The 1,871-nt window shown below is 59.5% G+C and carries 2 protein-coding genes; both read right to left on the reverse strand.

Annotated features, from left to right (window positions below; all coding sequences use genetic code 11):
* Positions 1–12: 12 nt before the first annotated feature.
* Complete coding sequence (locus tag AB4Y34_RS41500) at positions 13–942, reverse strand: hypothetical protein (protein WP_368719265.1); 930 nt, start codon at positions 940–942, stop codon at positions 13–15.
* A partial coding sequence (locus AB4Y34_RS41505; protein WP_368719266.1) for a recombinase family protein occupies positions 923–1,871 on the reverse strand: 949 nt, incomplete at its 5' end. The genes AB4Y34_RS41500 and AB4Y34_RS41505, both read right to left, overlap by 20 nt.

The following is a 1,871-nucleotide window of genomic DNA, read 5'->3' on the forward strand; positions in this document are numbered from 1 at the left end:
CCTTCAGTTAGATCAGAAGGTTTTGGATCCCAATGCCGCCCGGGCTGCTGCTGCGCGGTCAGTGAGTGAGTCCCATCGGCTGCTGTGCTTCACCGGCGGGTTCGAATCTGGGACCTCGTAGAGAAACGCATAGTCGTTGTAGGCGTGTCTGGTGACGAGCCCGTACTCAACCCACCTGATGAGCGTGGCTTCATGGATTCCGAGCCGGGAGGCGGCCTCCGATCTCGTCAACATGCCACGGTCTCTCAGTCTGTCGCGACGCGAGCGTAAGCCGTTTCGCTGAGCGGCATATGAGACGCGCATCGCGGTAAATCGGATGTCCTCCTTGCCCGGGCGGATGCAGCCACCGGGGCGGATGCCCTGATTGTTGAGGATTACCGCAATCTCTGAGCATGTATGGATATCGAGAAGCGTGTCGATAAGATCCAGGACCTCTGGCCGCGTCTTGACCTGTTGTGCAGAGGATTTGGGATTCTGCGCCGTGAGCGTTTCAGTCTTGCCGGCCTTGAAGCGAACGTGGATCCTGGTTGTTCCTTCGTCTGGAAGTTTGACCAGTGTGACGTCCTCGACGATATAGGCGAGCAGCCGCTTACGCTCCCGATTTGCCAAGGACGGGTCTCCCCAGAGGGTCTTGAAGTCAGCCGTCATGGCGACGAGCCGGTCGCGAATCGCATCGTCGAGCGCAAGACGCTCCTGCTGCTGGCTACGCTCCCTTTGCTCCCTGGCGTCGGCCAATGTGCGCAACTTATCGTTCCATTCGTGCTCGAGGGTGTCGGCAACCAGCCGGTTGTTCGGATCGACTAGCATGAACCGCCGTTGGGCAAGATCTGCGTCGAACTGGGCGCGTTCGATGGCGCGAAGGCGTAACTGGTCGGCTTCATCGTGACGAGCCTCAACCTCCCTGCGAATCTCCCACGCCAACTCAACTGCAGCTGGAGTCATCGACGCGACCACCAATGCACCAACTGCCTCGTCGATCGGTGCTCCGGCAATCGACTGGCAGGCAGGTTCTCCACGGGTGCCTTTCGCTCGATCGCAGATATACCACGCCTCCTGTCGTCCGCGTCGGGTAGCGTACCGGAGCCGGAGATGCCTGCCGCAACGTCCACAGATGGGCGCGCCCCTGCAGTAAAGCGGCCCCCTCGCGAGGCGGCGATGATCGCGCAACTTCATATCCGCGACCATTCGTTTCCAGGACCTTGAGGTTCTGCTGAAACTGCTCCCAGGTGATGTATCCCGGATGGGCGTCCGGGATACAGGCAAGCCAGTCATCGCGATTACGTCTTCGAGGCACCTTCCGCCCGTCTGCAATTCGCCGATACTGCCGTCGGCCGTAGGCATAAGCACCTGCGTAGCGCGGATTGTTCAGCATCCGAAGTGCCGCCGACGCGGTCAGGTGCTGGAATATGACGAACTTCTCGTTGCGCGTGCGGGAGGGGAACAGAAGGCCTTCATTCTTGAAGACCTTGACCGTCTGACAGGCAGAGCCGACCCGCGAGAATGTCTCGAAGAAGTAAGCAATGGTTTCCCTGACCTGCGAATCTGGGTCAAGCACTACATTGCCGAGTTCGTCGTATACAAAGCCGGTCGGTAGCAGGCAGCGATACTCGCCACGGCTTACCTTGTTCAGGATTCCGCCGCGTAGTCGTGCCTTGAGAACATGCAGTTCGGCTTCACTCATTGTTCCCTTGAGCCCAAGCAGGAGCCGATCGTTGAAGCTTGCCGGGTCGTATATCCCGTCCTCGTCAAGAATCAGCGTGTCCGCAAGCGCGCAGATTTCCAGCAGCCGATGCCAGTCGGCATTGTTTCTTGCAAGGCGTGAAACCTCCAGGCCCATGACGATGCCAGCGCGGCCCATGCCAACATCAGTG

The organism is Paraburkholderia sp. BR10954 (assembly GCF_040965775.1).
Classification (GTDB): Bacteria; Pseudomonadota; Gammaproteobacteria; order Burkholderiales; family Burkholderiaceae; genus Paraburkholderia; species Paraburkholderia youngii.